This window comes from Faecalibacterium sp. An58, assembly GCF_002161515.1.
GTDB lineage: Bacteria > Bacillota > Clostridia > Oscillospirales > Ruminococcaceae > Faecalibacterium > Faecalibacterium avium.
This window is the reverse complement of the sequence record NZ_NFHX01000012.1, coordinates 38,720-61,700: the sequence shown is the minus strand read 5'-3', so window position 1 is coordinate 61,700 and position 22,981 is coordinate 38,720. Positions and strand designations below refer to the sequence as shown.

Genomic DNA, 22,981 nt, shown 5'->3' with positions numbered 1-22,981 from the left:
GGCCCTGCGCCGGATCGAGGAAGCGCGCCGCAGCCACAGCGTCTTTGACGCCGGGGTGCCGTTTCACACCATCGACACCCAAAACCGGGCGGTCCTCGGCCTTGTCCGCGAGAACGAGAGCGAAACATTCATTGGCCTGTACAACTTCGGCGGCGAGAGGTGCACAGTCTGCACCGGAGAAACCGGCCTCTATACCGATCTTGTCACCGGTGAAGCCGCCGATGCCGGAAACGTCCCTCTGGAACCCTTTGGCTTCCGGTGGCTCTGGAAAGAAACGCCCGCCCATCCCTGACCGAGATCCATGCAAAAATCCCCGCTCGGACGAATGCTTCATCCATTCGCCGGGGCGGGGATTTGCAGGTTCAGGGGACAGAAAACCTTCCGTTTCTTCTATCCTCCCTGCAAACAACTTTTGATAAAGAAAAAACGTATCCGAACCCTTCCTCGTAGAGGATTGGGTTCGGATACGCCTTGTTTGGTGGGTCGGGTTGCGGTGCCCTGAATTTCCGGCGCGCATGCAATGCGCTTGAATATTCAGACCGCTGCCCCTGCTCCAGCTCGGCTGCTCCTGCCGCAGGCAGCGCCTCGCTTGCGCAGCAGTACAGCACTCGAACCGGGTGCGCCTCTGCGATGCCCGCGCAAAATAAAAACCCGGGGCCTATGGCCTCGGGTTTTTATTTTGGTGGACGGTACAGGACTCGAACCTGTGACCTCCTGCACGTCAAGCAGATGCTCTACCAGCTGAGCTAACCGTCCAAAGGGTCTTGCGACCTAAATATAATACCACACTTTGGGCGGAAATGCAAGAGGGTTTTCAATTTTTCAAATGGTGCCGGGGCGGCTGGGGTTCCAGAGGATGCTCTCCAGAGAGGTCTCCACGGTGCCATACTGGGTCTGATAGGGCAAGACCTTGTACGGGCGGAAGCCGCACTTTTCGATCACACGCCCCGAACGGGTGTTGCGCTCGAAATGCCCTGCGATGAGGAAATCCAGCTTCTTCAGCTCAAACAGGTAGCGGACGACTTCCTTCACCGCCTCCGGCATCAGGCCCTGGCCCCAGCAGGGCTTGGCCAGAACATAGCCGAGCTCCCGGCCCTGGTATGGGGCCAGCTCGGGATAATTCTCCTCGTCGTACGGCTCAATGCCCAGGGACCCCACCACCCGGCCCTGCCATTCCAGGGCAAAGGTCTTGTGCTGGCTGATGAACAGATCCAGGATCTTCTGCGTCTCCTCCCGGTCTTTGTGCGGCAGCCAGCCGGCCATCTGGCCCACCCCATCCACCCGGGCATAGGTATGGAAATCCTCCAGGTCATCGGGGCGCCAGGGGCGCAGGAGGAGCCGGGCGGTACGAAGTTCCACGCCCCGGATATCGACAGGCGCGTTCATCGAGCGTTCAGCCCTCCTGCACCATCTTGCGGGCCGCCTTGTAGATGTCGCCGCAGCCCAGGGTGATCACCAGATCTCCCTCTCCTGCGTTCTGTTTGACCCAATCGGCGGCCGCGTCCAGGCTGTCCACCACCACGGCGCCGGGGATCTTGGCGGCCAGCTTCTCACTGGTGATGGAGGGGTCGTTGGGCTCGCGGCTGCCCAGGATGGGGGTCAGCACCGTCACATCGGCCATCTGGAGCACCTGCGCAAAATCATCCAGCAGCATCTTGGTGCGGCTGTATGTAAAGGGCTGGTGCACTGCGATCAGACGCTTGTAGCCCAGTTCTTTGGCGGTGGTCAGAGTGGCGCGCATCTCGGTGGGATGGTGAGCGTAGTCGTCCACCACTACGGCGCCGTTGCACTCGCCGTACACCTCAAAGCGGCGGCAGACGCCCTTGAACTGCGCCAGCGCGTCGGCGCACTGCTGGACGGTCAGGCCCATCGAGCGGCAGACGCCGCACATGGCCAGGGCGTTGTAAATATTGTGGTAGCCCGGCACAGCCAGCCTGATGTGGCCGGTGACGCCGTTGCTGGTCCACTCTTTCAGATCAAACTCATAGAAGCCGGGACGGTACTCCTGAACGTTCACCGCCTGGTAGTCGCCGCCGTTCTTGATGCCGAAGGTGCGCACCCGGCGCTGGATGGTGTACATGACGTCCATGGTGTTCTTGTCGTCCGCGTTGGCAAAGATCATGAACTGGGTCATCAGCGAGAAGCGTTTGAAGGCGAACTTCAGCTCGCCCATGCTGCCGTAGTAGTCCAGATGATCGTTGTCGATGTTCAGCACCACCGAGAAATAGGGGGTCAGCTTGAGGAACGTCTCGGCATACTCGCAGGCTTCCACCACGATGTCGTCCCCTTTGCCCGCCTTGCCATAGCCGCCGATCAGCGGCAGCTTGCCGCCGATGACCGCGCTGGGGTCACGGCCGGCCAGCTCCAGGGCGGCGGTGATCATGGCGGTGGTGGTGGTCTTGCCGTGGGTGCCCGACACACAGATGCTGTTTTTGTACAGACGGCTGATGTACCCCAGCAGGACGCTGCGCTCGATGGCCGGGATACCGTAGCTGTCCGCGGCCGCGCGCTCCACATTGTCCTTGGGGATGGCGGCGGAGTAGACGACCATGTCCGCACCGATCACGTTGTCAGCGTTGTGTCCCAAAGTCACCTGGATGCCCATTTCCCGCTCGGCCCGGATGATGCTGCCGTCCAGCACGTCGCTGCCGGTGATCGTATAGCCCCGTGCGGCCAGGATCTGGATGAGCGGGAACATCCCGCTGCCGCCGCAACCGATGAAATGGATCTTGTGGACATGATCCAGCAGGCGCTGGTCATAGTTACTGAACATGGTCATTAGGCTTTACCTCCCTATCAATGCCTCTTGATACAGCCCGACCGGCCGAAAGGCGCTTCTGCGCCCGGACAAAACCGGGCGCAGGGCGCAGTGACACATTGTTATCACTCATCATTATATATTTTTTGCAGTCCAAAATAAACAGGTCGGCCCCATTTTCGAGAAAAAGCCGGAAATCGCTTGCATTTTTTGTAGGATACTACAAAAGCGTCCGGCCCGTCTCAACCGCGGCGGGCCAGGATCTCGTCCAGGATAGCCCCGGCCACCGCCTCCTTGCTCATCAGCGGCAGCTGCCGCACCCCGCCGTCCGGCGTAAGGAAGGTGACCAGGTTGGTGTCCACGCCGAACCCCGCCCCGGGGTCCTTGAGGTTGTTGGCCACGATCATGTCCAGGTTCTTTTTGCGCAGCTTTTCCGCCGAGTGGGCCACCATGTCCCTGGTTTCCATCGAGAAGCCGCAGAGGAACTGGTGGGTCTTCTGCGGCCCGATGGTGCCCAGGATGTCGGCGGTGCGCACCAGGGGGATGCTCATCTCCCCATCCCCTTTCTTGACCTTGTCGGAGGCCACCGAGGCCGGGCGGTAATCCGCCACCGCCGCCGCCATCACCAGGATGTCGGTATCCGCAAAACGGCCGGTCACCGCCTGGTACATTTCCTGGGCCGACACCACCGGCACATCCTCGGCAAAGCGCACCGGGGCCAGGGCGGTGGGCCCATGGATCAGGGTGACCTGCGCGCCCCGCAGCGCGGCGGCCCGGGCCACCGCATAGCCCATCTTGCCGGTGGAATGGTTGGTCAGGCAGCGCACCGGGTCGATGGCCTCCTGGGTGGGCCCCGCCGTGACGGTGACCCGCAGGCCCGCCAGATCCTTGGGGGCAAGGACCCTGTGGATGTAGTCCAGCAGCACCTCATCGGCAGGCAGCCGCCCCTTGCCCACGTCATGGCAGGCCAGCAGGCCGCTCTCAGAAGGGATGACGGTAAAGCCGTACCGTTCCAGGGTGCGGATGTTGTCCTGGGTGATGGGGTTTTCCAACATACCGGTGTTCATGGCCGGGGCCACCAGTTTGGGACAGCCGGCAGCCAGCACGGTGGTGGTGAGCATATCGTCGGCGATGCCGTGGGCCATCTTGGCGATGACGTTGGCGGTGGCGGGGGCCACCAGGATGACGTCCGCCTTTTTGGCCAGCTCGATGTGGGTGACCTCAAACTTGAAATCCCGGTCAAAGGTGTCCACCATGCACTTGTGCCCGGTCAAAGTCTCGAAGGTGATGGGGGTGATGAACTGGGTGGCGTTGCGGGTCATGATGACCTCCACATCCGCCCCCTGTTTTTTGAGGGCGCTGGCCACCCCCGCCATCTTATATGCGGCGATGCCGCCGGTGATCCCCAGCAGCACGCATTTGCCTTTCAGTTCCATACAGAAGACCTCCCCGTTTTTTCTTCCCTTACAGTATAAACCAATCCGGCCGGGATGACAAGCATGGAGCCTGCGCCCGCCCAAGGCCCCGTCCCGGTTTGACATTTTGCCCCGGGATATGGTATGTTTATAGAAAGAAAACGGGCCGCCCGGCAAGCGGTCCGCCCATTTCGGACAGAACGCCGTCAGGCGGGAAAGGAGCAGTGCCATGGGCAGGATTTCCAGACGATCGTTCCTCAAAGGGGCCGGTATCTCCGCCCTGGCCACCGTGCTCTCGGCCTGCCAGCAGGAGGATATACCCATGTTGAGCCTAGTAGACGAGATCGGCGAACCCGGCACCCAGATTGCCATCATTGAAGGCTGCCCCTGGGGGCCGGCGGTGCGGGGCACCATTTTGTGTCTGCCCCAGGCGGTCAAGAGCAGCTCGGTGTCGGCGGACAAGTTCACGGTGATCGAGAGCAAGGAGGTCTTTGACCCCGACACTTCCCGGCATATGCTGGCAAGCGCGCCCCGCACCGTGGTGGAGGCGGTCACCGTCACCCCCGACGGCCGGGTGACCAAGCTGTCCTCCCGGTACATCCTGCTGACCTTCCGCATCCAGCCCGATGTCGGCTGCCCCCTGTGCTACGATCCCCTCACCGGGCAGTCCACCCGCTGCGACCCCTACCAGCTCAAGATCTTCCTCAACGCCCCCCTCAAGACCCTGGCCGGAGGCCCCATGACCGGCCTGGCCATCGACCCCAACGTCTCCCTGGCGGCCCCCTGCCTCAAGAACGTGGACTTGAACGGGGTGTTCACCGGCCTGGAAGGGCATACATTCTGCTACGCCTCCTACCAGCCCCAGCACCCCGCCGGGGAAAAGCATCCCCTGGTGGTGTGGCTGCACGGCGCAGGCGAGGGCGGCGAGGACCCTGCCGTGGTCCTGCTGGGCAACCAGGTGTCCTCCCTCTTTTCGGACGCCTTCCAGTCGGTGATGGGCGGCGCTTACATCCTGGCCCCCCAGACCCCCACCTTCTGGATGTGCTACAACGAAAACGGCGACTGGAGCGACAACCCCGGCGTCTCCTCCGTCTACCGGGAGGACCTGATGGCGCTGATCCAGAACTATGTAGCCCAAAATCCCGGCATCGACCCCGACCGGATCATCCTGGGGGGCTGCTCCAACGGGGGCTACATGACCATGGACCTGGTCATGCACCATCCCGGCTATTTTGCCGCAGCCTATCCCATCTGTGAAGCCTATCTGGACGCAGGCATCACCGACGAGGAGCTGCACGCCATCGCCGACACCCGCCTGCCCATCTGGTTCGTCTATGCCCGGAACGACACCACCGTCCCCCCTCAGCTGTATGCGGCTCCCACCATGGCCCGGCTGGCCGCCATGGACGCCGACCTGTATTCCACCGTGTGGCCCAGCGTCACCGACGCCACCGGCCGGCTGACCGGCCCGAACGGCGAACCCTACCAGTACAACGGGCATTGCAGCTGGATCTACTTTTTCCAGGGCCTGTGCAAGGACGACGCCACCGGAGCCGACCTGTGGACCTGGATGTCCCGCCAGCACCGCACCATCTGATCCTTTGTCCCCTGCCCGTCTGCCAGGCGTCCGCCTGCAGGCCGGCAGGGTTTTGTTTTTCCTGCACCCGGCCATACGGCACAGGCCGATGCAGCAAAGCCCCGAAATCATCTTCCAAAAGGAGGGAATCACCATGTTTGCAAAACGGCTGCGGCGGCTGGCTCTGACGGCCGCGGTTTGCCTGTGCCTGGCCGGCTGCCAGGCCCCCTCTGCCGGCGGGCAGCCGGCCGGAGCCTCCAGCGCTTCCGCCCGCCCGGACGAGCCTGTCACCCTGTCGGTCTATCTGCCGAAGCAGTATGCCGACCCAACGACCCATTACCCCATCTATGAAAAGCTGATGGATTATCAGCAAGCGCACCCGGACATCGAGCTTACCTTTGTGACGCCGGCAAGCAACGATCTGGCCGAACGGGAGGCCATGATTAGCCAGCTCAATGCGGAAATTCTTTCAGGCGGCGGCCCGGATCTTTTTATCATGGAGGGTTACCGCACCACAGAAATCAATCTCTTCCCGGATATTGAGAAAGCCATGGTAAATGGAACCTTTCTGGACCTGACCGAGGCCATGGCGAAAGAGGGCCTTTCCCGGGAGGAGGATTTTTACACCGCCGTGCTGGACGCGGGTCAGTGGGAGGGACGGCAGTACATTCTGCCCCTCGGTTTTTCGGTGCCGCTGATGGTCAGCGCGGCCGATGTGCTGAATGCCAGCAGTTTTGACTTGCAGCGCGCCATGCACACCATGGACACCCTGCTGACGGAGCTGCTGCGCATCCACCAGGAGCAGTCCATTCTGGTGATCGCCAGCTTTGACGCATTGGGGGCACTGGCACAGCCGGTGCTGGATCATGAGGCGCACGAGGTGAGGCTGGATACGGCTGCCGCCCGTCGCGCGCTGGAACTGGAGAAAGTTTTTCGGACCGGGGACATTGCCTACGATCTTGCCCGCGGGTTGTTCGATAATACAAACCCTGCACAGGTTCAGGATGAATTTGCCGAGGGCGTGCCATTTGCTGTTCTGCAGGACAGCAGGTTCTGCATCAACCTTTTGCGGCAGTGCCAGGCATTGGGAATAGAGGTGTCAGTCATGCCGATCCCCAATGAGGAGGGGACCGTCACGGCAGAAATTGGGTCCCATGCCATGGGCAACCGCAACACAAAATATCCTGAGGAAGTCGCAGACCTGCTGCTTTATCTTGTCAGTGAGGAATGCCAGTCTGCGGCAGCCTATGCAGATTACAATCAGCTCCCCATCCGCAAAGGATGTATGCAGGCTTGCTTCGATGCACAGTATCAGTTCTCCATTTACGATGCTTCCAGAGAGAGGATGACCGAAGAAGGAATTGCAGAACGGCAAGAGCAGTATGGCGTTCCGCTGGATGAGGCCCGAATCAAGCAGTTGGAAGTCATCTGCGATCAGGTGACAGCCGCACACTACCAGACCATCTGGTATCGCGGCGTGGACTTGGGAAAGACCGAAACCGGGGAGAATGTGGCAAGTTACCTCCATATGCAGTACTGGAACGACGAGATCACCCTGGACGAACTCGTTGAAACCCTCTCCTCCAAGATGCGCCTCTATCTGGATGAATAGGAGGCGGCCATGAACAGAAACAAGATGCGGGGCTGGCTGCTGGTGCTGCCCGCCCTGATCGCCCTGGGGGTGGGGTATCTGCTCCCGCTGGCCATCGCTTTGTACAAGAGCCTTTTCGCCGGGATGAGCACAGATTTTGTGGGTCTGGAAAATTACGCCGATCTGTTCAGAAATTATGCCTTTGGCTTGGCGGCAAAAAACCTGCTGCGGCTGTGGTGCATCGCCATTCCCCTGAATTTGGTGCTGGGCGTTCTGCTGGCGGTGCTCTGCGTGGAAGCGGCAGGCCCCCGTCTGCGGCTGGCCTTCTTTTTCCCGGGTATCCTGCCGGCGGCCTGTGTGGTGATGGTGGCCGCCGAGGGAGTCAGCCTGCTGGGTTGGGAAGACACCTGGACCTTTGAAGCAGAATCGGCTTGGGTCTGGCTGGCCATCGTCTTATGGAAAACATTGGGCTATACGGTCCTGATCTGCGCCGCCTTTTTCGAGAGCATCCCGGCGGAGGTCACCGACGCCGCCCAATTGGACGGAGCGGGGTTCTGGCAATGCCTGCTGCGGGTGCGGCTGCCCCTCATCGGGAGGGGGCTGGTTCTGAGTGCCATTCTGGTGGTTTTCAACGGCTACCGCTGTTTCCGGGAGGCCTATCTCATCGGCGGGGAGCACCCCCACGAGGAACTGTATAGTTTGCAGCATTTTTTGCAGAACAACTTTGCCAACATGAACTACGCCCGGCTGGAAGCCGCCTCCATCCTGGTGGTGGCGGCGGTGCTGGCTGCCGGGCTGGCCATTCTGGGGATCTGGAAACGGTATCATGGGAGGACAGGCCATGCGGACAAATAGATTTTGGCAACTGGGCCTGGCGGCGCTGGCCGTCTGCTTCCTGGCGCCCTGCGTCCTGTTGGTCCTGCCGCTGGCGGGACAGCCGCCGGAAACGCTCTGGCAGGCGGTTTCCGCGCCGGACTATCTGCGCGCTTACCGCAATACGCTGCTGCTGGCGCTGGGCGGCGTTCTGGTCCAGACGGGCGTGGCCCTGCCCGCCGGCTGCTTTCTCGCCAGGCTGGCACCCGGACGGGTCCGGCAGGTATGCCTGGCGCTCTGCCTGCTGCTCATGCTGCTGCCCCAACAGGCCCTTATGCTGCCCCAGTATCTGCTGCTGCAAACGTTTGGCCTGCTGGATACCCTGGCCGGCCTGTTGCTCATGACCGCCTTTCAGCCCTGGATGGTGCTGCTGTTCTGGTTCGGCACCAGCCGCATCGACCGGGAACTTTTCGATGCGGCCGCCTGTGACGGCGCGGCGGGCCTCTCCTTCTGCCGCCGGATCTACCTGCCGCTGATGGCTCCCTATCTGGCAGCCGCGGCGCTGCTGTCCATGGCGGAAAGCTGGAATCTGCTGGAGCAGCCCATGATCTTCCTGCAGCAGCGGGCAAACGATCCGCTGTCCATCCTGCTCTCCCGGCTGCCCGGGGCCAGCCCGGCCCAAAAGCTCTTTGCCGGGGTGCTGTTTGCCCTGCCCCTGGTCATCCTGTTTGGACTGGTCGCCCGCAGCAGCCGTCCGCCCCGTGCATAAGCCCGCCGGGTTTGCGCAAAATATACGTTTTGTATAATGCATAGTATCCATTACACACCGGCTGTGCCGGGCACGTTGCATCCCCCTGCGGCCTGTGATACAATAACAGCGTATGCGGCCCCAGGCCGCCGCTGAATTTCCGGGCCGGCCTCTGCCGCCCTGCAAGCACAAGGAGCAATCAAACTATGTGGATCGAACTGAACCGCCGCTGCGACACCGACATGGGCGACCACGAGGATGTGGAGCTGAATCCCTGCCAGATCGACACCTTTGTGGCCGAGCTGGTGGGACAGGAGGACGGGCGCACCCTCTACTGCACCGCCTGCTGGACCCCCTTCATGCCGCAGGTGTACTCTTTTTCGGTGACCGACGAGTCGGTCTATGGCTGGATCGTGGACTATGAGCGGGAGGACAACGGCCAGCTGGCCGCCATCCGGGCCCGGGGGCCGGTAAACTGCGAGGCCGACGAGGACTACGACGGCCCCTACGCCGAGCAGTTCCGCCAGCTGATGCGGATGCTGTCCGACGCCGCATCCAAAAGCGGCTACCGCACCGAGACCTACGACTCCTCCGACGATCTGGACGCCCTGTAAGGCACGGCGCTCCCCCGGCCTTCCGCTGAAAGGCCGCCTTTGCAGACAAACCAAAAGACCAGAGCCGCCCGGCCAAAAGGCCCGACAGCTCTGGTCTTTTTTGAAACAGCTCTGCCTCGGATGGAACACCGCTTTGCCCTTCCCTCCCGAACACGCAAAAATCCGGGCCTTCCTTGTAAGAAAGGCCCGGATCTGTTTGAATGGTGCACCAAGGCAATCCATATCCGAACTTTTTTCCTTTGCCGCAGCCTCAGTGGCCTCGCCGAAAGAAATGGTCTCCGTCCCTTCTTTGTAGTTGAAGGTAATCAGTACTTTATCGTCATAGAGGTAAATAGCATTAATGAAGGTGTCAATCAGCGTCTGCCGCTGTTCCTTCTGGGACAGGTCTAACTTGCGGAAATGCAGCAGCCAGAAGCGGACAAATTCCTCTTTCATCACGGGCTTGGCCAGCTTCTCTTCGGCAATTTTGGCTTCCAGGTCTTTCTTCTGGGCTTCGAGGACTTCCAAACGCTCCTTGGTGGAACTGGTTAGGATACCGGCCTGGATGGCGTTGAGCATATTCTGGATGCCGGTCTCTGTCTCCCGAAGCTGCTTTTCGTAAAGAGGCAGGCTGGTGCTCTCTCTGTTTTGCAGCTCCATGACCGCCGCCACGAGTGAATCAATGACCGTATCGTCCTGAATCAGCCTCATGGTTTCGTTGACCACCAGGTCTTCCAGCCACTGTTTACGGACGGTTTTCTTGGTACAGGTCTTTCTCTTCTTGGCGGCAGCGCACTTGTAGTAACGGTGCACGTCGCCGGTGCGGCTTGTGCCGCTTTCACCGAACATCAGTGCGCCGCAGTGACCGCAGAATAGTTTGGTTGTCAGAAGATAGTCGTCCTCTGCCTTGCGACGGGCAGGGGCCTTTTTGTTTTTGGCCATTTTCTCCTGCACCTCCTGGAACAGTTCGGCTGAAACAAGCGGTGGGATGGCGTCCGCAATCAGAATGTCACGGTATTTCAGCTCCCCGATGTACCGGCGGTTGTTCAGCATATGCTGGACAGTGTTATAGGTCATGGAGCCGCCACGCGGATTTTTAACATGGTGCTTGTTGAGCCAGTCCCGAATCTCCGTCATAGTCGCGCCCTCATTGTACCTCTTGAAGGCTTCCGCAACAAAGGGTGCCGTAAGGAAATCAGGCTGGAACCGCTGCTTTGCATCAATGACGTAACCGATTGGGACGGCCCCACCATTGTACTTCCCCTTGAGTGCGTTCTCCGTCATTCCCCGCACTACCTTTTCGGACAGGTCAGCGGAATAGTACTCGGCATAGCCCTCCAGCACCGATTCCAAGATGATGCCCTCCGGTCCGTCCGAGATGATTTCGGTGGCGGACATCAGCTTGACGCCATTCTTTTTGAGCTGCGTCTTATAGCGGGCGCTGTCATAGCGGTTGCGGGCGAACCGGTCCAGTTTCCAGACCAAAACGATGTCGAACAGTTTTCGCTCGCTGTCCTTGATCATCTGCTGAAACTGGGGCCGATTGTCCGTTTTGGCCGAGATGGCCCGGTCGATGTAGTGCTTGACCACCGTGATACCGTTCTTCTCAGCATATGCGGTGCACTCGCGAATCTGGCCTTCGATGGATTCCTCGCGCTGGTTGTCACTGGAATAGCGGGCGTAGATAACGGCGGTCATGGCGGGGCCTCCTTTCATTCTCTGTATGTCGATGACGCAGCACATTTTCGTATAAGATATAACATGTTTCACGCAATATTGCAAGGCTTTTGAGCGCCGCTTGGTGGTGTTCTTTTTGAGCACCACTGCAAAAGTACACAAAACTACCATGCAAAGTTCGGCACTCTGCAATCTTGCTTTCCCGGCGCAGAGCTGTTATACTGGGGCAAATAAGTTGCGCAAATGGCGCAAAATGCGCAACCAATCTAATACAGAGCAACGCGGAGGCAACAACGATGCAGACAACAAAGCTCCTTTATGGCGGAGACTATAACCCTGAACAATGGCTGGACCGCCCCGACATCCTGGCAGAGGACCTTGACCTGATGCAAAAGGCCCACGTGAACGTGGTGTCGCTGGGGATGTTCTCCTGGTCGCTGCTCGAGCCGGAAGAGGGGGTCTATCACCTCGACTGGCTGGCCGACATCATCCATAATCTGTACCAGCGTGGTATCTCGACCATCCTGGCCACCCCCAGCGCGGCCCGGCCAGCCTGGATGGCCTACAAGTACCCCGAGGTGCGCCGGGTGCGTGCCGACCGCGTGCGGGAGCTGTACAACCGCCGGCAGAACTACTGCTATACCTCTCCCGTCTACAGAGAGAAGGTGCGCGCCATCGACCAGAAACTGGCCGAGCGCTTCGGGCACGACTCCGCCGTCATCCTCTGGCACATCTCCAACGAGATGGGGGGCGAATGCCATTGCCCGCTCTGTCAGGCTGAGTTCCGCCGCTGGCTGCAGCGCCGTTACGGCACCTTGGACGCCCTGAATAAAGCCTGGAACGCCCGCTTCTGGAGCCACGACTACACCGACTGGGACCAGATCGAAAGCCCCGCCCCCCAGGGCGAGAATGCCGTCCAGGGTCTTACTCTCGACTGGAAGCGTTTCGTCAGCAGCCGGCACATCGACTTTTTCAAGTTCGAGCAGGACTGTGTGCGCCAGCTTACGCCCAACGCCAGGTTCACCACCAACATGATGTATCGCTTCCACGACATCGATTATTTCCAGATGGCGAAGGAAGTGGACGTCGTCAGCTGGGACTGCTACCCCACCTGGCACAAATCCACCGAGACGGTGGAGCAGACCGCCCTTGACACCGCCATGATGCACGATCTGTTCTACTCCCTCAAGGGCAAACCCTTCCTTTTGATGGAGTCTACCCCTACCTGCGCCAACTGGCAGCCCATTAGCAAACAGAAAAAGCCGGGCATCTCGATGCTGGCGGCTTTGCAGACGGTGGCGCACGGGGCGGACAGCGTCTGTTATTTCCAGTGGCGGGCCAGCCGCGGCGCAGAGGAAAAATTCCACGGCGCGGTGATCGGTCATGACGGCCGCAGCGACAGCCGCAGTTTCCGGGAGGCGGCCGGCATCGGCGCGGCGCTGGAAGAACTGGCCGCAGCCGCCGGGACCGCCCGGCCCCGGCAGGCCGCCATCCTCCACGACTGGGACAATATGTGGGCCATCGAGGGGTCGTCGGGTCCCCGCAACGCCGGCATGGGCTATTGGAAGGAGCTGGCCCTCCACTACAACGCCCTTTCCCGAGCGGGCATCGCGGTGGATTTTGTCGATCAGACGTGCAGCATCGAAGGCTACGGACTGGTGGTCCTGCCGATGGCCTATCTGCTGCGGGAGAGCTTTGCCCGCGCCGTCTGCGACTTTGCCCAAAAAGGCGGCACGGTGGTGGTCACCTATTGGAGCGGCGTGGTGGACGAGAGCGACCTCTGCCGCCTGGGCGATACCCCCTACGGCCTGACCAAGCTGCTGGGCCTGCGCCGCGCCGAGATCGACGGGATGTACGACGGCGAGACCCGTCGCTGCGTCCTGGCCTCCGACCGCCTGCAGGAGGTCACCCACGCCTCCACCCTCTGCGAGGTGGCCGCCCTCGACGAGGCCGATCCCGCCGAGCCTCTCGTCCTCTACGGCGAGGACTACTTTGCCGGCGCGCCGGCGGTAGCCCGTCACCGCTATGGCGGGGGCCGGGCCTACTACCTGGCCAGCCGTTTCGAGCCGGCTTTCTACGACGCTTTCTATCAGGCGGTCGCCGGCAAAACGGGGCTTGTCAGCTGCCGGCCGGCCGCCCTGCCCGAGGGTGTGCTGGCCGTCCGCCGTGGGGAACTGCTCTTTTTGCAGAACTGCAATACCATCCCCGCTCTGCTGCCGGGCGGCGACGAGCTGCCCGGCTACGGCACCGCCGTCTACAAAGCCGATGGCATGGCACGGGTACTGTGAGGGGAAATTGCGCACAGCCCCTTGACAAAGCGCCGTCTTGGCTGGTATGCTGAAGAAAAGCGCAACCGATTGCGCACACGAGGGAGGGCACGTCATGCCGGCAGAAAACCAACCGACCAAGAAGATCTCCATCGACGAGGTCGCAAAAGCCCTGGGGGTGTCCAAGACCACCGTTTCCCGTGCCCTCTCGGGCAAGGGCCGCATCAGCGAGGCTACCCGCGGCCGGGTGCGAGACTACATCGCCCAGGCCGGGGCTGAACCGGCGGTGCGCGCCCAGCCCGCGGCCCGCGAGACCCACAACCTGACCATGGTCATCCCCAGCGACTTCGTCCACCTGGACCTGCCCTTTCTGCGCAAGTGCATGGGAGGCATCTGCACGGCGGCAGCCCAGCGGGGGTACGACCTGCTGCTCTGCTATGTCTCCGGGGCCGACACCAGCCAACTGGAGCGCCAGCTCGACTGCCACAAAATGGACGGGGTGATCCTCTCCCGCACCATCCAGAACGATCCCTGTGTCGAACTTCTGCGCCGCCACAAGATGCCCTTTGTCGCCATCGGACGGACCGAGGACCCCGCCATCCCCCAAGTAGACAACGACCAGGCCGCCGCCAGTCAGGAAATGACCCGGCTGCTGCTTCAGCTTGGCCTGCGGCGGATCGCTCTGCTCACCGGCAGCCCCAGCTACTACGTCAACCAGGACCGCGCCAAAGGGTACTTTGACGCCCTGGCCGAGCTGGGCATCCAGCCCGACCCGGCCCTCGTCCGCACCGGCATCGAGAGCGACGCCCAGCGGATCGACGCGCTGGACGCAGTGCTGGAACGACGCCCCGACTGCATCCTCTGCGGGGACGACCGGCTGGCTTTCGACGTGTCGCTGGAGCTGCAGGCCCGGCGCATCCGGGTGCCGGACTACATACGTCTGGCCAGCCTCTACGACAGCGAGCTGACCGCCGGCCTCAACCCCGCCATTTCGGCGGTCCACTTCGATGCGGTGGCCCTGGGCGGGGCTGCCTGCCGGATGCTGCTGGACCTGATGGCCGGCAAAGCCGCCGCCCGTCCCCTGGTGATGGGGCATCAGGTCGTCCTGCGGGACTCGACCAAGAACCTGCCCCGGCGCTAAACCCTTTGACCTGCTTTTGAGAGCCGTCTGCCGCGCGCAGGCGGCTCTTTTTCTGCCCCGGGTGCGGAATGGACCGGCAGCTCAAAATTGTTGCGCATAAATTGCGCAACCAAACTCAAAAAAGCGGCCCGTTATAAGTCAGAATGACCATATTTTTATTACTATTATAGGTAAATCTGTGCATTGACACTCGAGAAGATTTGCGGTATTCTATAGTTGCGCAAGAGGAACCAGGAAATTGCGCAAAATGTGCGCAACGGCAGTTTCTCAGGAACGGACATTTCATCCAGACACAAGAAGGAGAAGATGCACTATGAAAAAGCTGATTTCCCGCCGTCAATTCCTCGCGGCAATGGGCGCTGCGGCTGCGGCCGGCGCGCTGACTGCCTGCGGCGGCTCGTCCAGCACTGCTTCCAGCAGCGCGGCCCCCGCTTCCTCTGCTGCGGGCGAAGCCGCCTCCGCCGCTGAGAGCTGGGGCGATGTCGAGCTGACCATGTGGGGCGCTGAGGAAGATCAGGGTATGCTGCGCGAGATGGCCGACGCCTTCATCGAGGCCAATGCCGACAAGGGCAACATCACCATCAACATCGGCGCCTGCTCCGAGTCCGACGCCAAGGACAACATCCTGGTGGACCCCACTGCCGCGGCCGACGTGTTCGCCTTTGCGGACGACCAGCTGAACGAGCTGGTGGCCGCCGGCGCTCTGCAGGAGGTGCTGCTCAACCCCGACGAGATCAAGAGCCGCAACCTGGAGGGTTCGGTCGAGGCTGCCAGCATGGACGGCAAGCTGTACGCCTACCCCATGACCGCCGACAACGGCTACTTCCTCTACTATGACGGCAGCGTCATCACCGCCGAGGACGCCCAGAGCGTGGACGGCATCCTGGCCGCCGCGGCAGCCGCCGGCCGCACCTTCGATATGACCCTGAACGACGGCTGGTACATTTACAGCTTCTTCGCAGGGGCGGGCCTGACCGCTACCCTGGCCGACGACGGCGTCAACACCGTCTGCAACTGGAACGAGGAGCCGGGCGCGTCGGTCGCGCAGGCGGTGCTGGACATCGCTTCGAACGACGCCTTCCGCAACGCGCCCGACGCCGACATCGTCTCGGGCATCGCGGACGGCTCGGTCTGCGCCGCCATCAGCGGCACCTGGAACGCCATCACCGCCGAGGAGGCCTGGGGCGACAACTACCAGGCCACCAAGCTGCCCACCTTCACGATGGACGGCGAGCAGGTGCAGATGGGTTCCTTCTCGGGCTACAAGCTGGTGGGCGTCAACCCCCACAGCGCCAACGTGGGCGTGGCCATGATGCTGGCCGACTTCATCACCAACGAGGACAACCAGCTCAAGCGCTTCAACGACCGCAACCTCGGCCCCTCCAACATCAACGTCAACGCCTCGGAGGAGGTGCAGTCCGCCCCGGCCATCGCCGCCCTGGCTATGCAGAGCGACTTCTCCGACCTGCAGCGCGTGGGAGCCAACTACTGGGATCCCGCCGCCAGCCTGGGCCAGATCCTGGCCTCCGGCAATACCCAGGGCAAGACCACCCAGCAGCTGGTGGACGACGCCGTGGCAGGCATCACCGCGCCGGTGGCCCAGTAATTTCACCCGCTAACTCCCGTCTCCTTCCTTGTGCCCCGCCGGCGCTGCCCATACGCGGCAAAAGACAAACCCGGCAGCGTCCGGCCTGGGGGCGCGGGGAGACGAAACCTTGCAGAGAGGAGCGATCTTTGTGGCACAAACCGTGCTCATTCAGCCGCCGCTGCGTGCAGGCGGCAAGGAGCCAAACTTCCTCCAGCGGTTCGGCCATGCCTTTGCGCACGGCGACATCTTCACCAAGCTGTCCTTTGTGATCTGGGGCCTGGGCTACATCGGCCACGGCCAGCTCATCAAAGCGCTGCTGGTCACCCTGGTGCAGGGATTGGGGCTTTATTACCTGGCAGTGGCGGGCGTGCCCAACCTGGCCAAGTTCGGCACCCTGGGCACCGTCCAGATGGAGATGGTCTTTAACCCCATCACCCTCAAAAACGAGGTCAACGATTACGACAACTCCTTCGCCATCCTGCTGCTCAGCGTCATCGCCATGGTGGTCATCGCGGCCATGCTGGCTGCGGCGATGGGGGTGGTGATGTCCAATTTCCACCTGCAGCAGATCCGCGCCGCAGGCAAAAAGACCAATAACTTCGTACAGGACATCCATATGTTCCTGAACGAAAAGTTCTATGTCACCCTGCTGACCCTGCCGGTGCTGGGCGTGGTGGTGTTCACCATCGTGCCTCTGTTCATCCTGATCGCAGTGGCCTTCACCAATTACGACCAGCAGCATATGCCGCCCAACGCCCTGTTCACCTGGGTGGGACTGACCAATTTCTTCACCCTGTTCGGAGGCGGGCAGTCTCTTTCGCTGACCTTCGGCTACGCTTTCGGCAAGATCCTGGTCTGGACTCTGGTATGGGCCTTCTTCGCCACCTTCACCACCTTTTTCGGCGGCGTCTTTCTGGCGATGCTCATCAATGACAAAAAGACCAAGTTCCCCAAGCTGTGGCGGACGCTGTTCATGGTCACCATCGCGGTGCCGCAGTTCGTCACGCTGCTGCTGGTGCGCAACTTCTTCAGCGACAACGGCATCTTCAACACCATGATGTCCAACATCGGGGTGACCGACTTTTTGCACACCATCGGCATCCTCAGCCCCGGCATGGACCACATCCCCTTCCTGACCGAGGCTTCCTGGGCCAAAGTGATGATCATCCTCATCAATATCTGGGTGGGCGTGCCGTACCAGATGCTGATCGCCACCGGCGTTTTGATGAACATCCCCAGCGATATGCTGGAGGCTGCCCGCATCGACGGCGCAAGCCCCTGGCAGCAGTTCATCCACATCAAGATGCCCTACCTGCTCAGCGTGCAGGGGCCGGCCCTCGTCACCGACTTTGTCAAGAACGTCAACAACTTCAACGTCATCTACCTGCTGACCCAGGACGTCTACGTCACCACCGACCAGGCGATGGCCTCGTCCAGCGCCAAAGAGGTCGATCTGCTGGTCACCTGGCTGTTCCGTCTGACGCAGGAGCAGTACAACTACAAGATGGCTGCGGTCATCGGCATCATGGTGTTCATTGTCTGCGCGGTGTTCACGGTGGTGTGCTTCCGGTTCATCAATAAGAAGGAGGCGGCTTTCTCATGACGCAGGCAAGTACAATGGATACCCAAAAGCAGCTGCGGATGGGACGCATCCGGCGCGGCGTGGACGGCGCGGTCCGCCATCTGGTGCTGATCGGCCTTTCGGTGGTGTGGCTGGTGCCTATCCTCTGGCTGCTGGTCACCAGCCTGTCCACCTACGCGGGCATCAATTTCCGCACCTTCTTCCCCGATCACTACACCTTCCAGAACTACATCGACATCCTGTTCCACTCTGACTCGGTGGCGCAGTTCCCCCGGTGGTTCATGAACACCTTTGTGGTGGCCTGTTTCAACTGCGTGATCTCCACCGCCTTTGTGGTGATGGTAGCCTACGCCATGAGCTGCTGCAAGTTCAAGAGCCGCCGCCTGCTGCAAAACCTGTCGGTGACGGTCAACCTGTTCCCCGGCGTGCTGGCCATGATCGCAGTTTATTTCGTCCTGCGCTACCTCAACCTGACCAACTCCTACGCCGGCCTGATCATGGTCTATGCCGGCTCGTCCGGCCTTGGGTACCTAATCTGCAAGGGCTTCTTTGACACTGTACCGGTCTCCCTGCGGGAGGCCGCCAAGCTGGACGGCGCATCGGAAGCGCAGACCTTCTTCCATGTCGTCCTGCCCATGTCCAAGCCCATCCTGGTCTACACCGTCATCAACTCCTTCATGACCCCCTGGACCGACTTCGTGATGGCCAAGATGATCCTGAACTCGGGCATCAGCGCCGACTGGACCGTCTCGATTGGCCTGTACAACATGCTCTCGCGCACGCTGGTCAACGATTACTTTGCCTTGTTCTGTGCAGGCAGCGTGCTGGTCTCCATCCCCATCTCGGTGCTGTTCATCATCATGCAGAAGTTCTACGTTGCAGGAATCACCTCCGGCGCAGACAAAGGTTAAACCTTCTTCTTTCTTCTTCATCTCCCCACACGCCAAAGCCCCGGGCCGCCTGCAACAAGGCTGCCCAGGGCTTACATTTTGGGGATAAGTTTTTGTACTTCCCCGACAAAAAGTAACGTCAATCATTGTTATCTCGCCCAGAATTTCAAGTTCTCACTTGACGCCCCGCTTTGTTCATGGTATCCTCTATCCCACACCAGCTGCTTTAGTACGCTAAACAGCCGTCCCGCAGCCACACCGAACCATTTTGCCGCCGTTCACCTACGACAAAATCCTTTGGTCCCCTGCGGGGCGGCTTTCTTATATTTCGAGAGAATTTGCAGCCGGGCGACCGGCCTGCAATTCTTCATACCCGCACTTTGAAAACTGCATGAGCCGCCTGGATCTGGATACCGTGCCATGACCCCGCGCAAAACGCGGGCGAGCCGGATAACGCCGCTGCAACACAGGGGCAGGAACGCAGATTCGGTGCAAGCGGTGACCACAAGTAAGAGGACACTTTTCTATTGGCACCCGCACTCCCCGTTTTAAAAATTGAAATCCAGTTTGAAATCTGTATTTTCATTTTAGACGGAAAAAGCGATAAGCAAGTATCGACCTGTGGCCACAATTTCAAAAATTGAAATTGCGTCTCACTGACCGGTCGTACTTGTTGGGGAGTGCCTTCCCCAAACCCTGCTTTTGTTTTGAACCGTTTGCACTTGTTCGCTCTATGCTCCGCGCGGCTTTTTCACAGCGCCGCCCAAAGGATTGGAGGCTGATACTCACCAAGAACATCGTAAATACTATTCCGATTACTCACAACGACAATCCGAACAACCGCACTCACATCATCAAATTTCGCGTGACCGAAAAAAAAAAACTCACCCTCGAACTCTGCTGCAAACGGCTCAACATTAGCATGTCAACCCTCATTCGTCAATCTCTGCTGGGGAAGCCTGTCCAACACACTGTTCTTGTTGCTGGCGGTGGAGAGGATGCCCTGAACATTCTCTCTGCCCTGCTGGGACAATGCGGCAAAATTGGCAGTAATCTGAACCAACTGGCCCGGCACTTCAACACCGGCGGCCGGGATACAGAGCAGCTTCGAGCTCAGTTTTTGACGGAGCTGTCTGCCCTCACTTCCTTTCGGCTGGACGCCGAGAAAGCGATCGGAGAACTGTATGGCAACCATCAAGCATACAAGCTCGAAGAACTCTGACCTCTCGGCGGCGGAACGCTACCTCACCTTCCAGCACAACGAGTACACCGGCCTGCCCAGTTGGGACGAGCACGGCCAGCCCAAACTCCGCGAAAATTATCTGCTGGATACGTTGGAATGTGGAGAGAACACCTTCGCCATGGCCTGCCTGTTGGCGAACCGGAAGTATGGCAAGAACGCACAAGCTGGTGATGTAAAGACCCACCATTATATCATCAGCTTTGACCCGCGGGATGCGACCGACAACGGCCTGACCCTGGAAAAGGCGCAAACCCTGGGCCTGCAATTCTGCAAGGAAAACTTTCCTGGTCATCCGGCCATTGTCTGCGCCCACCCGGACGGCCACAATGGAGCTGGAAATATCCACGTTCACATTGTCATTAGCAGCCTACGAATTCGTGAAGTCGAACGCCGGCCCCATATGGAAAAACCCTGCGACTGGCAGGAGGGCTGCAAACACCGCTGTACGTCGGCCATGCTGCGGCATCTCCGTGCCGAAGTCATGGAGCTTTGCCAAAGCGCTGGTCTCTATCAAATCGACCTGCTGAAAGGTTCCGGCGACCGCATCACCGAACGGGAGTATTGGGCGCAGCGTCGCGGCCAACGCCGCCTCGACTACGCCAACGCCAAGGACGCTGCTTCCGGCCTGCCCATCCGGCAAACCAAATACGAGACCGAGAAAGCCGTCCTGCGCAAAAACATCCGTTCCGTTCTGCGAAAGGCGACCAGTTTGGAGGACTTCTCCGCTCAGCTCTTGCAGGAGCATGGCATTGCTCTCACTGAGAGCCGCGGCCGGTTTAGTTACCGCACCGCTGATCGGATAAAACCTATCACCTCCCGCAAGCTGGGCGACGATTTTTCCAAAGAACGGGTGCTTGCCATCCTCGCCGAAAATGCCGAGCACCAGAAAACCGCCGCTCTCCACCGCACTGACCCGACTCCCGATAAGGTCAGCCGCCTGATTGACATTCAGGCCAAGCTGGCCTCGGGCAAGGGCGCAGGTTACGAGCGCTGGGCCAAGGTGTTCAACCTCAAGCAACTGTCAAAGTCGGTGGCGCTTTTGTCCGAATATGGAGTGCACACCGAAGCGGAATTGGCGAATCAAATCAGCCGGTTCAAGACGGAATCTTCCGAATCGCTTGCGGTGGTCAAAGACTTGGAAAATCGCATCGGCGAAAACCGGGAACGGAGCCGCCACGTTTCGGCCTATCTCCAAAACCGGAAGTTTGCCCAGCAGGTCAAAACGGCGAAGAAGTCGGAAGCGTTTCGGGAACTGCACCGCGCCGAATTGACAGCTTACCAGGCAGCAGCCGCCTATTTCAAGGCCCACAACATCCAAAAACTGCCCAGCCTGAAACAGCTGAAAGCCGAGCGTGAAGAATTGATTTCTGAAAAGGCCCAGTTCTACCAAAAGTACCGCGAAACGCGCAAAGCCTGGCTGGACCTTTCCACCGCACAGCAAAATCTGGAGGCCCTGCACCGCGCAGAGGGCCGCCGCGAGATGACGAGAGGAGGGTTGCATGAGCTGGACAAATGAGGATGTCCGCGATGAAATCTATGAGCAGGATGAGGAGGAAGACGAAGGTCCATCCTGGGTGGATGACAAAGGCAAAATTTTGGAGGCCGCCTTCTGCGAGTACTTCCTCGCAAAGCATCCCCTGATGTGCCTGAAACAGACCTTATTTGACCTGGACGGCGAAGTGGACGAGGATAAGCTCATCTACGAGATTCACCAGGAGATACGCTATCACGCCCGCAATGATGTTGCCAAAAAGGTCAAGCGTTTGGTGGAGGCCCTCAAGATCGAGGCATACCGCGAGGAGTGGAAGCCGCAGCTCGACCGTATCCACCTCAAAAACGGCACCTATTATTTGGGCGAGCGTGGTTTTGTTTCGGACAAGGAACTCTGCCTGAACCGGCTCCCGGTCGAATACCAGGCGGATGCCACACCTCCCGTGCAATGGCTGAAATTTCTGGACGAGCTGCTGATTTCCGAGGATATTTTGACTTTGCAGGAATATATCGGCTACCTTCTCATCCCTTCTACCAAGGCGCAGAAGATGCTGATCTTGACCGGCAAGGGCGGCGAGGGCAAGTCCCGAATTGGGCTGCTTTTGAAGAAACTGCTCGGGCCTGCCGCCCACATGGAGGCCGTCCTTCGGCTGGAAACCAACCGCTTCGCCAGCGCCAATCTGGAACACAAGCTGGTGATGATCGATGACGACCTGAACATGACCGCCCTCCCCGAGACACGGAACATCAAGTCCATCGTCACGGCCGAGGACCGCATCTGCGTGGAACGCAAGGGCAAACAGGCCACCCAGGGCTTGCTCTATGCCCGGCTGCTCTGCTTCGGCAACGGCAATCTGGTTGCAGCCCACGACACCAGCGATGGTTTCTGGCGGCGGCAGATTTTGATCTCGGTCAAGGACAAGCCGGAAGGCCGGGCCGATGACCCTTACCTGATCGACAAGCTGTTAGAGGAACTGTCCGGCATCCTGCTCTGGGCGCTGGAGGGGCTGAAACGGCTGCTGGCGAATCAGTACCGCTTCACCCTCAGCGAACGTGCCAAACAGAGCCTTGCCGCCGCTATGGAGGACGGCTGCCACCTCGACCAGTTCATGCAGGCTAGTTCGTATGTCCGCTTTGACCCGGAGAAGTCGGCCAGGTCTACCTACCTGTTCCGTGCCTACAACAAGTGGTGCGCCGACAACCTGGAAAAGCCGACGACACAAAAGAAGTTCAGTCAGTATCTTTTCAAGAACGCGGACCGGTATGGTATCCGCTTTTCCAAGCACATCGAGGGCGGCTACCGGGGCTATCGGGGCGTGTATGTCCGCCCTGATTGCGCCCTCGAATAAAATTGGGGCGGGAAGTGAAAATTTCCCGCCCCACGCGCCCTCTCGCCCACATCAGCAAAAAATAAATCGTATTGTCGTTTTATTTCTTTCGCTTCGTTTTTTTCAAAAACCGCCCCGCCTGCCCATGAACCCGCCCGAGAGGGCGCGTTTGGGGCGGGAGGGCGGCTGGGGCGCGTATTTCTGTATTCCGCACAGAAAAAATTTAGAGGCCGGCTCTGGAGCAAAGCAGGGCCGGCCTCCCTCATTCCACACTTGGGGC

Annotated in this window: 17 protein-coding genes and 1 tRNA gene; 13 read left to right on the top strand and 5 right to left on the bottom strand. The window is 60.1% G+C overall.

Features of this window, described 5'->3' with window-relative positions; genetic code table 11:
* Window positions 1-292, top strand: a 292-nt coding sequence (locus tag B5G12_RS08965) for a Beta-galactosidase C-terminal domain (RefSeq protein ID WP_204245668.1), incomplete at its 5' end; no start/stop codon positions are given.
* Between the two features lie 388 nt (window positions 293-680).
* On the opposite strand, the gene B5G12_RS08960 is transcribed toward B5G12_RS08965, so the two are convergent.
* The 4 genes from B5G12_RS08960 to coaBC form a co-directional block, all read right to left on the bottom strand.
* A tRNA-Val gene (locus B5G12_RS08960) sits at window positions 681-756 on the bottom strand.
* Between the two features lie 66 nt (window positions 757-822).
* Window positions 823-1,386: a GNAT family N-acetyltransferase gene (locus B5G12_RS08955; RefSeq protein WP_087324667.1), complete on the bottom strand. Its 564-nt coding sequence runs from the start codon at window positions 1,384-1,386 to the stop codon at window positions 823-825.
* A gap of 7 nt (window positions 1,387-1,393) precedes the next feature.
* Entirely contained in the window at window positions 1,394-2,779 is a 1,386-nt protein-coding gene (gene murC / locus B5G12_RS08950) for a UDP-N-acetylmuramate--L-alanine ligase (RefSeq protein ID WP_087324666.1), read from the bottom strand.
* Between the two features lie 221 nt (window positions 2,780-3,000).
* Window positions 3,001-4,194: a bifunctional phosphopantothenoylcysteine decarboxylase/phosphopantothenate--cysteine ligase CoaBC gene (gene coaBC, locus B5G12_RS08945; protein WP_087324665.1), complete on the bottom strand. Its 1,194-nt coding sequence runs from the start codon at window positions 4,192-4,194 to the stop codon at window positions 3,001-3,003.
* 208 nt (window positions 4,195-4,402) lie between these two features.
* Between coaBC and B5G12_RS08940 the strand changes: the two genes are divergently transcribed.
* The 4 genes from B5G12_RS08940 (at window position 4,403) to B5G12_RS08925 (ending at window position 8,922) form a co-directional block, all read left to right on the top strand.
* Window positions 4,403-5,770: a prolyl oligopeptidase family serine peptidase gene (locus tag B5G12_RS08940; protein ID WP_087324664.1), complete on the top strand. Its 1,368-nt coding sequence runs from the start codon at window positions 4,403-4,405 to the stop codon at window positions 5,768-5,770.
* A gap of 133 nt (window positions 5,771-5,903) precedes the next feature.
* Entirely contained in the window at window positions 5,904-7,361 is a 1,458-nt protein-coding gene (locus B5G12_RS08935; RefSeq protein WP_158099706.1) for an ABC transporter substrate-binding protein, read from the top strand.
* Window positions 7,362-7,370: 9 nt separating this feature from the next.
* Window positions 7,371-8,195, top strand: coding sequence for a carbohydrate ABC transporter permease (locus tag B5G12_RS08930; RefSeq protein WP_087324662.1), 825 nt, complete (start codon window positions 7,371-7,373; stop codon window positions 8,193-8,195).
* A complete protein-coding gene (locus B5G12_RS08925) occupies window positions 8,182-8,922 on the top strand; it encodes an ABC transporter permease subunit (RefSeq protein ID WP_087324661.1) in 741 nt (246 codons plus the stop codon). Before B5G12_RS08930 ends, B5G12_RS08925 begins: the two co-directional genes overlap by 14 nt.
* A gap of 50 nt (window positions 8,923-8,972) precedes the next feature.
* On the opposite strand, the gene B5G12_RS08920 is transcribed toward B5G12_RS08925, so the two are convergent.
* Window positions 8,973-11,192, bottom strand: a complete 2,220-nt coding sequence (locus B5G12_RS08920; RefSeq protein ID WP_242955988.1) for a recombinase family protein — start codon at window positions 11,190-11,192, stop codon at window positions 8,973-8,975.
* A gap of 275 nt (window positions 11,193-11,467) precedes the next feature.
* On the opposite strand from B5G12_RS08920, the gene B5G12_RS08915 reads away from it, so the two are divergent.
* From B5G12_RS08915 to B5G12_RS08880, 8 genes are all read left to right on the top strand, one after another.
* On the top strand, window positions 11,468-13,459 hold the full coding sequence (locus tag B5G12_RS08915) for a beta-galactosidase (RefSeq protein ID WP_087324660.1): 1,992 nt from the start codon (window positions 11,468-11,470) through the stop codon (window positions 13,457-13,459).
* 94 nt (window positions 13,460-13,553) lie between these two features.
* Window positions 13,554-14,579 carry a LacI family DNA-binding transcriptional regulator gene (locus B5G12_RS08910; protein ID WP_158099705.1) on the top strand — a complete coding sequence of 342 codons (1,026 nt, stop codon included), beginning with the start codon at window positions 13,554-13,556 and terminating at the stop codon, window positions 14,577-14,579.
* Between the two features lie 313 nt (window positions 14,580-14,892).
* Complete coding sequence (locus B5G12_RS08905) at window positions 14,893-16,185, top strand: extracellular solute-binding protein (protein WP_087324658.1); 1,293 nt, start codon at window positions 14,893-14,895, stop codon at window positions 16,183-16,185.
* A gap of 130 nt (window positions 16,186-16,315) precedes the next feature.
* Window positions 16,316-17,770: a carbohydrate ABC transporter permease gene (locus B5G12_RS08900; RefSeq protein ID WP_343215555.1), complete on the top strand. Its 1,455-nt coding sequence runs from the start codon at window positions 16,316-16,318 to the stop codon at window positions 17,768-17,770.
* Window positions 17,767-18,660: a sugar ABC transporter permease gene (locus B5G12_RS08895; protein WP_343215556.1), complete on the top strand. Its 894-nt coding sequence runs from the start codon at window positions 17,767-17,769 to the stop codon at window positions 18,658-18,660. The genes B5G12_RS08900 and B5G12_RS08895 overlap by 4 nt, the downstream gene beginning before the upstream one ends.
* A gap of 712 nt (window positions 18,661-19,372) precedes the next feature.
* Window positions 19,373-19,861 (top strand): plasmid mobilization protein, encoded by a 489-nt coding sequence (locus B5G12_RS08890; RefSeq protein ID WP_144064125.1) that lies wholly within the window; start codon window positions 19,373-19,375, stop codon window positions 19,859-19,861.
* Window positions 19,824-21,398, top strand: a complete 1,575-nt coding sequence (locus B5G12_RS08885; protein WP_087324657.1) for a relaxase/mobilization nuclease domain-containing protein — start codon at window positions 19,824-19,826, stop codon at window positions 21,396-21,398. The genes B5G12_RS08890 and B5G12_RS08885 overlap by 38 nt, the downstream gene beginning before the upstream one ends.
* Window positions 21,382-22,722, top strand: a complete 1,341-nt coding sequence (locus tag B5G12_RS08880) for a DNA primase family protein (protein ID WP_087324656.1) — start codon at window positions 21,382-21,384, stop codon at window positions 22,720-22,722. Before B5G12_RS08885 ends, B5G12_RS08880 begins: the two co-directional genes overlap by 17 nt.
* Window positions 22,723-22,981 lie beyond the last annotated feature (259 nt).

What these genes read in the sequence shown, in the direction of transcription:
- B5G12_RS08955 (WP_087324667.1), bottom strand. Translation starts at nt 1,386, where the DNA reads ATGAACGCGCCTGTCGATATCCGGGGCGTGGAACTTCGTACCGCCCGG.
- murC (WP_087324666.1), bottom strand. Translation starts at nt 2,779, where the DNA reads ATGACCATGTTCAGTAACTATGACCAGCGCCTGCTGGATCATGTCCAC.
- coaBC (WP_087324665.1), bottom strand. Translation starts at nt 4,194, where the DNA reads ATGGAACTGAAAGGCAAATGCGTGCTGCTGGGGATCACCGGCGGCATC.
- B5G12_RS08940 (WP_087324664.1), top strand. Translation starts at nt 4,403, where the DNA reads ATGGGCAGGATTTCCAGACGATCGTTCCTCAAAGGGGCCGGTATCTCC.
- B5G12_RS08935 (WP_158099706.1), top strand. Translation starts at nt 5,904, where the DNA reads ATGTTTGCAAAACGGCTGCGGCGGCTGGCTCTGACGGCCGCGGTTTGC.
- B5G12_RS08930 (WP_087324662.1), top strand. Translation starts at nt 7,371, where the DNA reads ATGAACAGAAACAAGATGCGGGGCTGGCTGCTGGTGCTGCCCGCCCTG.
- B5G12_RS08925 (WP_087324661.1), top strand. Translation starts at nt 8,182, where the DNA reads ATGCGGACAAATAGATTTTGGCAACTGGGCCTGGCGGCGCTGGCCGTC.
- B5G12_RS08920 (WP_242955988.1), bottom strand. Translation starts at nt 11,192, where the DNA reads ATGACCGCCGTTATCTACGCCCGCTATTCCAGTGACAACCAGCGCGAG.
- B5G12_RS08915 (WP_087324660.1), top strand. Translation starts at nt 11,468, where the DNA reads ATGCAGACAACAAAGCTCCTTTATGGCGGAGACTATAACCCTGAACAA.
- B5G12_RS08910 (WP_158099705.1), top strand. Translation starts at nt 13,554, where the DNA reads ATGCCGGCAGAAAACCAACCGACCAAGAAGATCTCCATCGACGAGGTC.
- B5G12_RS08905 (WP_087324658.1), top strand. Translation starts at nt 14,893, where the DNA reads ATGAAAAAGCTGATTTCCCGCCGTCAATTCCTCGCGGCAATGGGCGCT.
- B5G12_RS08895 (WP_343215556.1), top strand. Translation starts at nt 17,767, where the DNA reads ATGACGCAGGCAAGTACAATGGATACCCAAAAGCAGCTGCGGATGGGA.
- B5G12_RS08890 (WP_144064125.1), top strand. Translation starts at nt 19,373, where the DNA reads ATGCTCCGCGCGGCTTTTTCACAGCGCCGCCCAAAGGATTGGAGGCTG.
- B5G12_RS08885 (WP_087324657.1), top strand. Translation starts at nt 19,824, where the DNA reads ATGGCAACCATCAAGCATACAAGCTCGAAGAACTCTGACCTCTCGGCG.
- B5G12_RS08880 (WP_087324656.1), top strand. Translation starts at nt 21,382, where the DNA reads ATGAGCTGGACAAATGAGGATGTCCGCGATGAAATCTATGAGCAGGAT.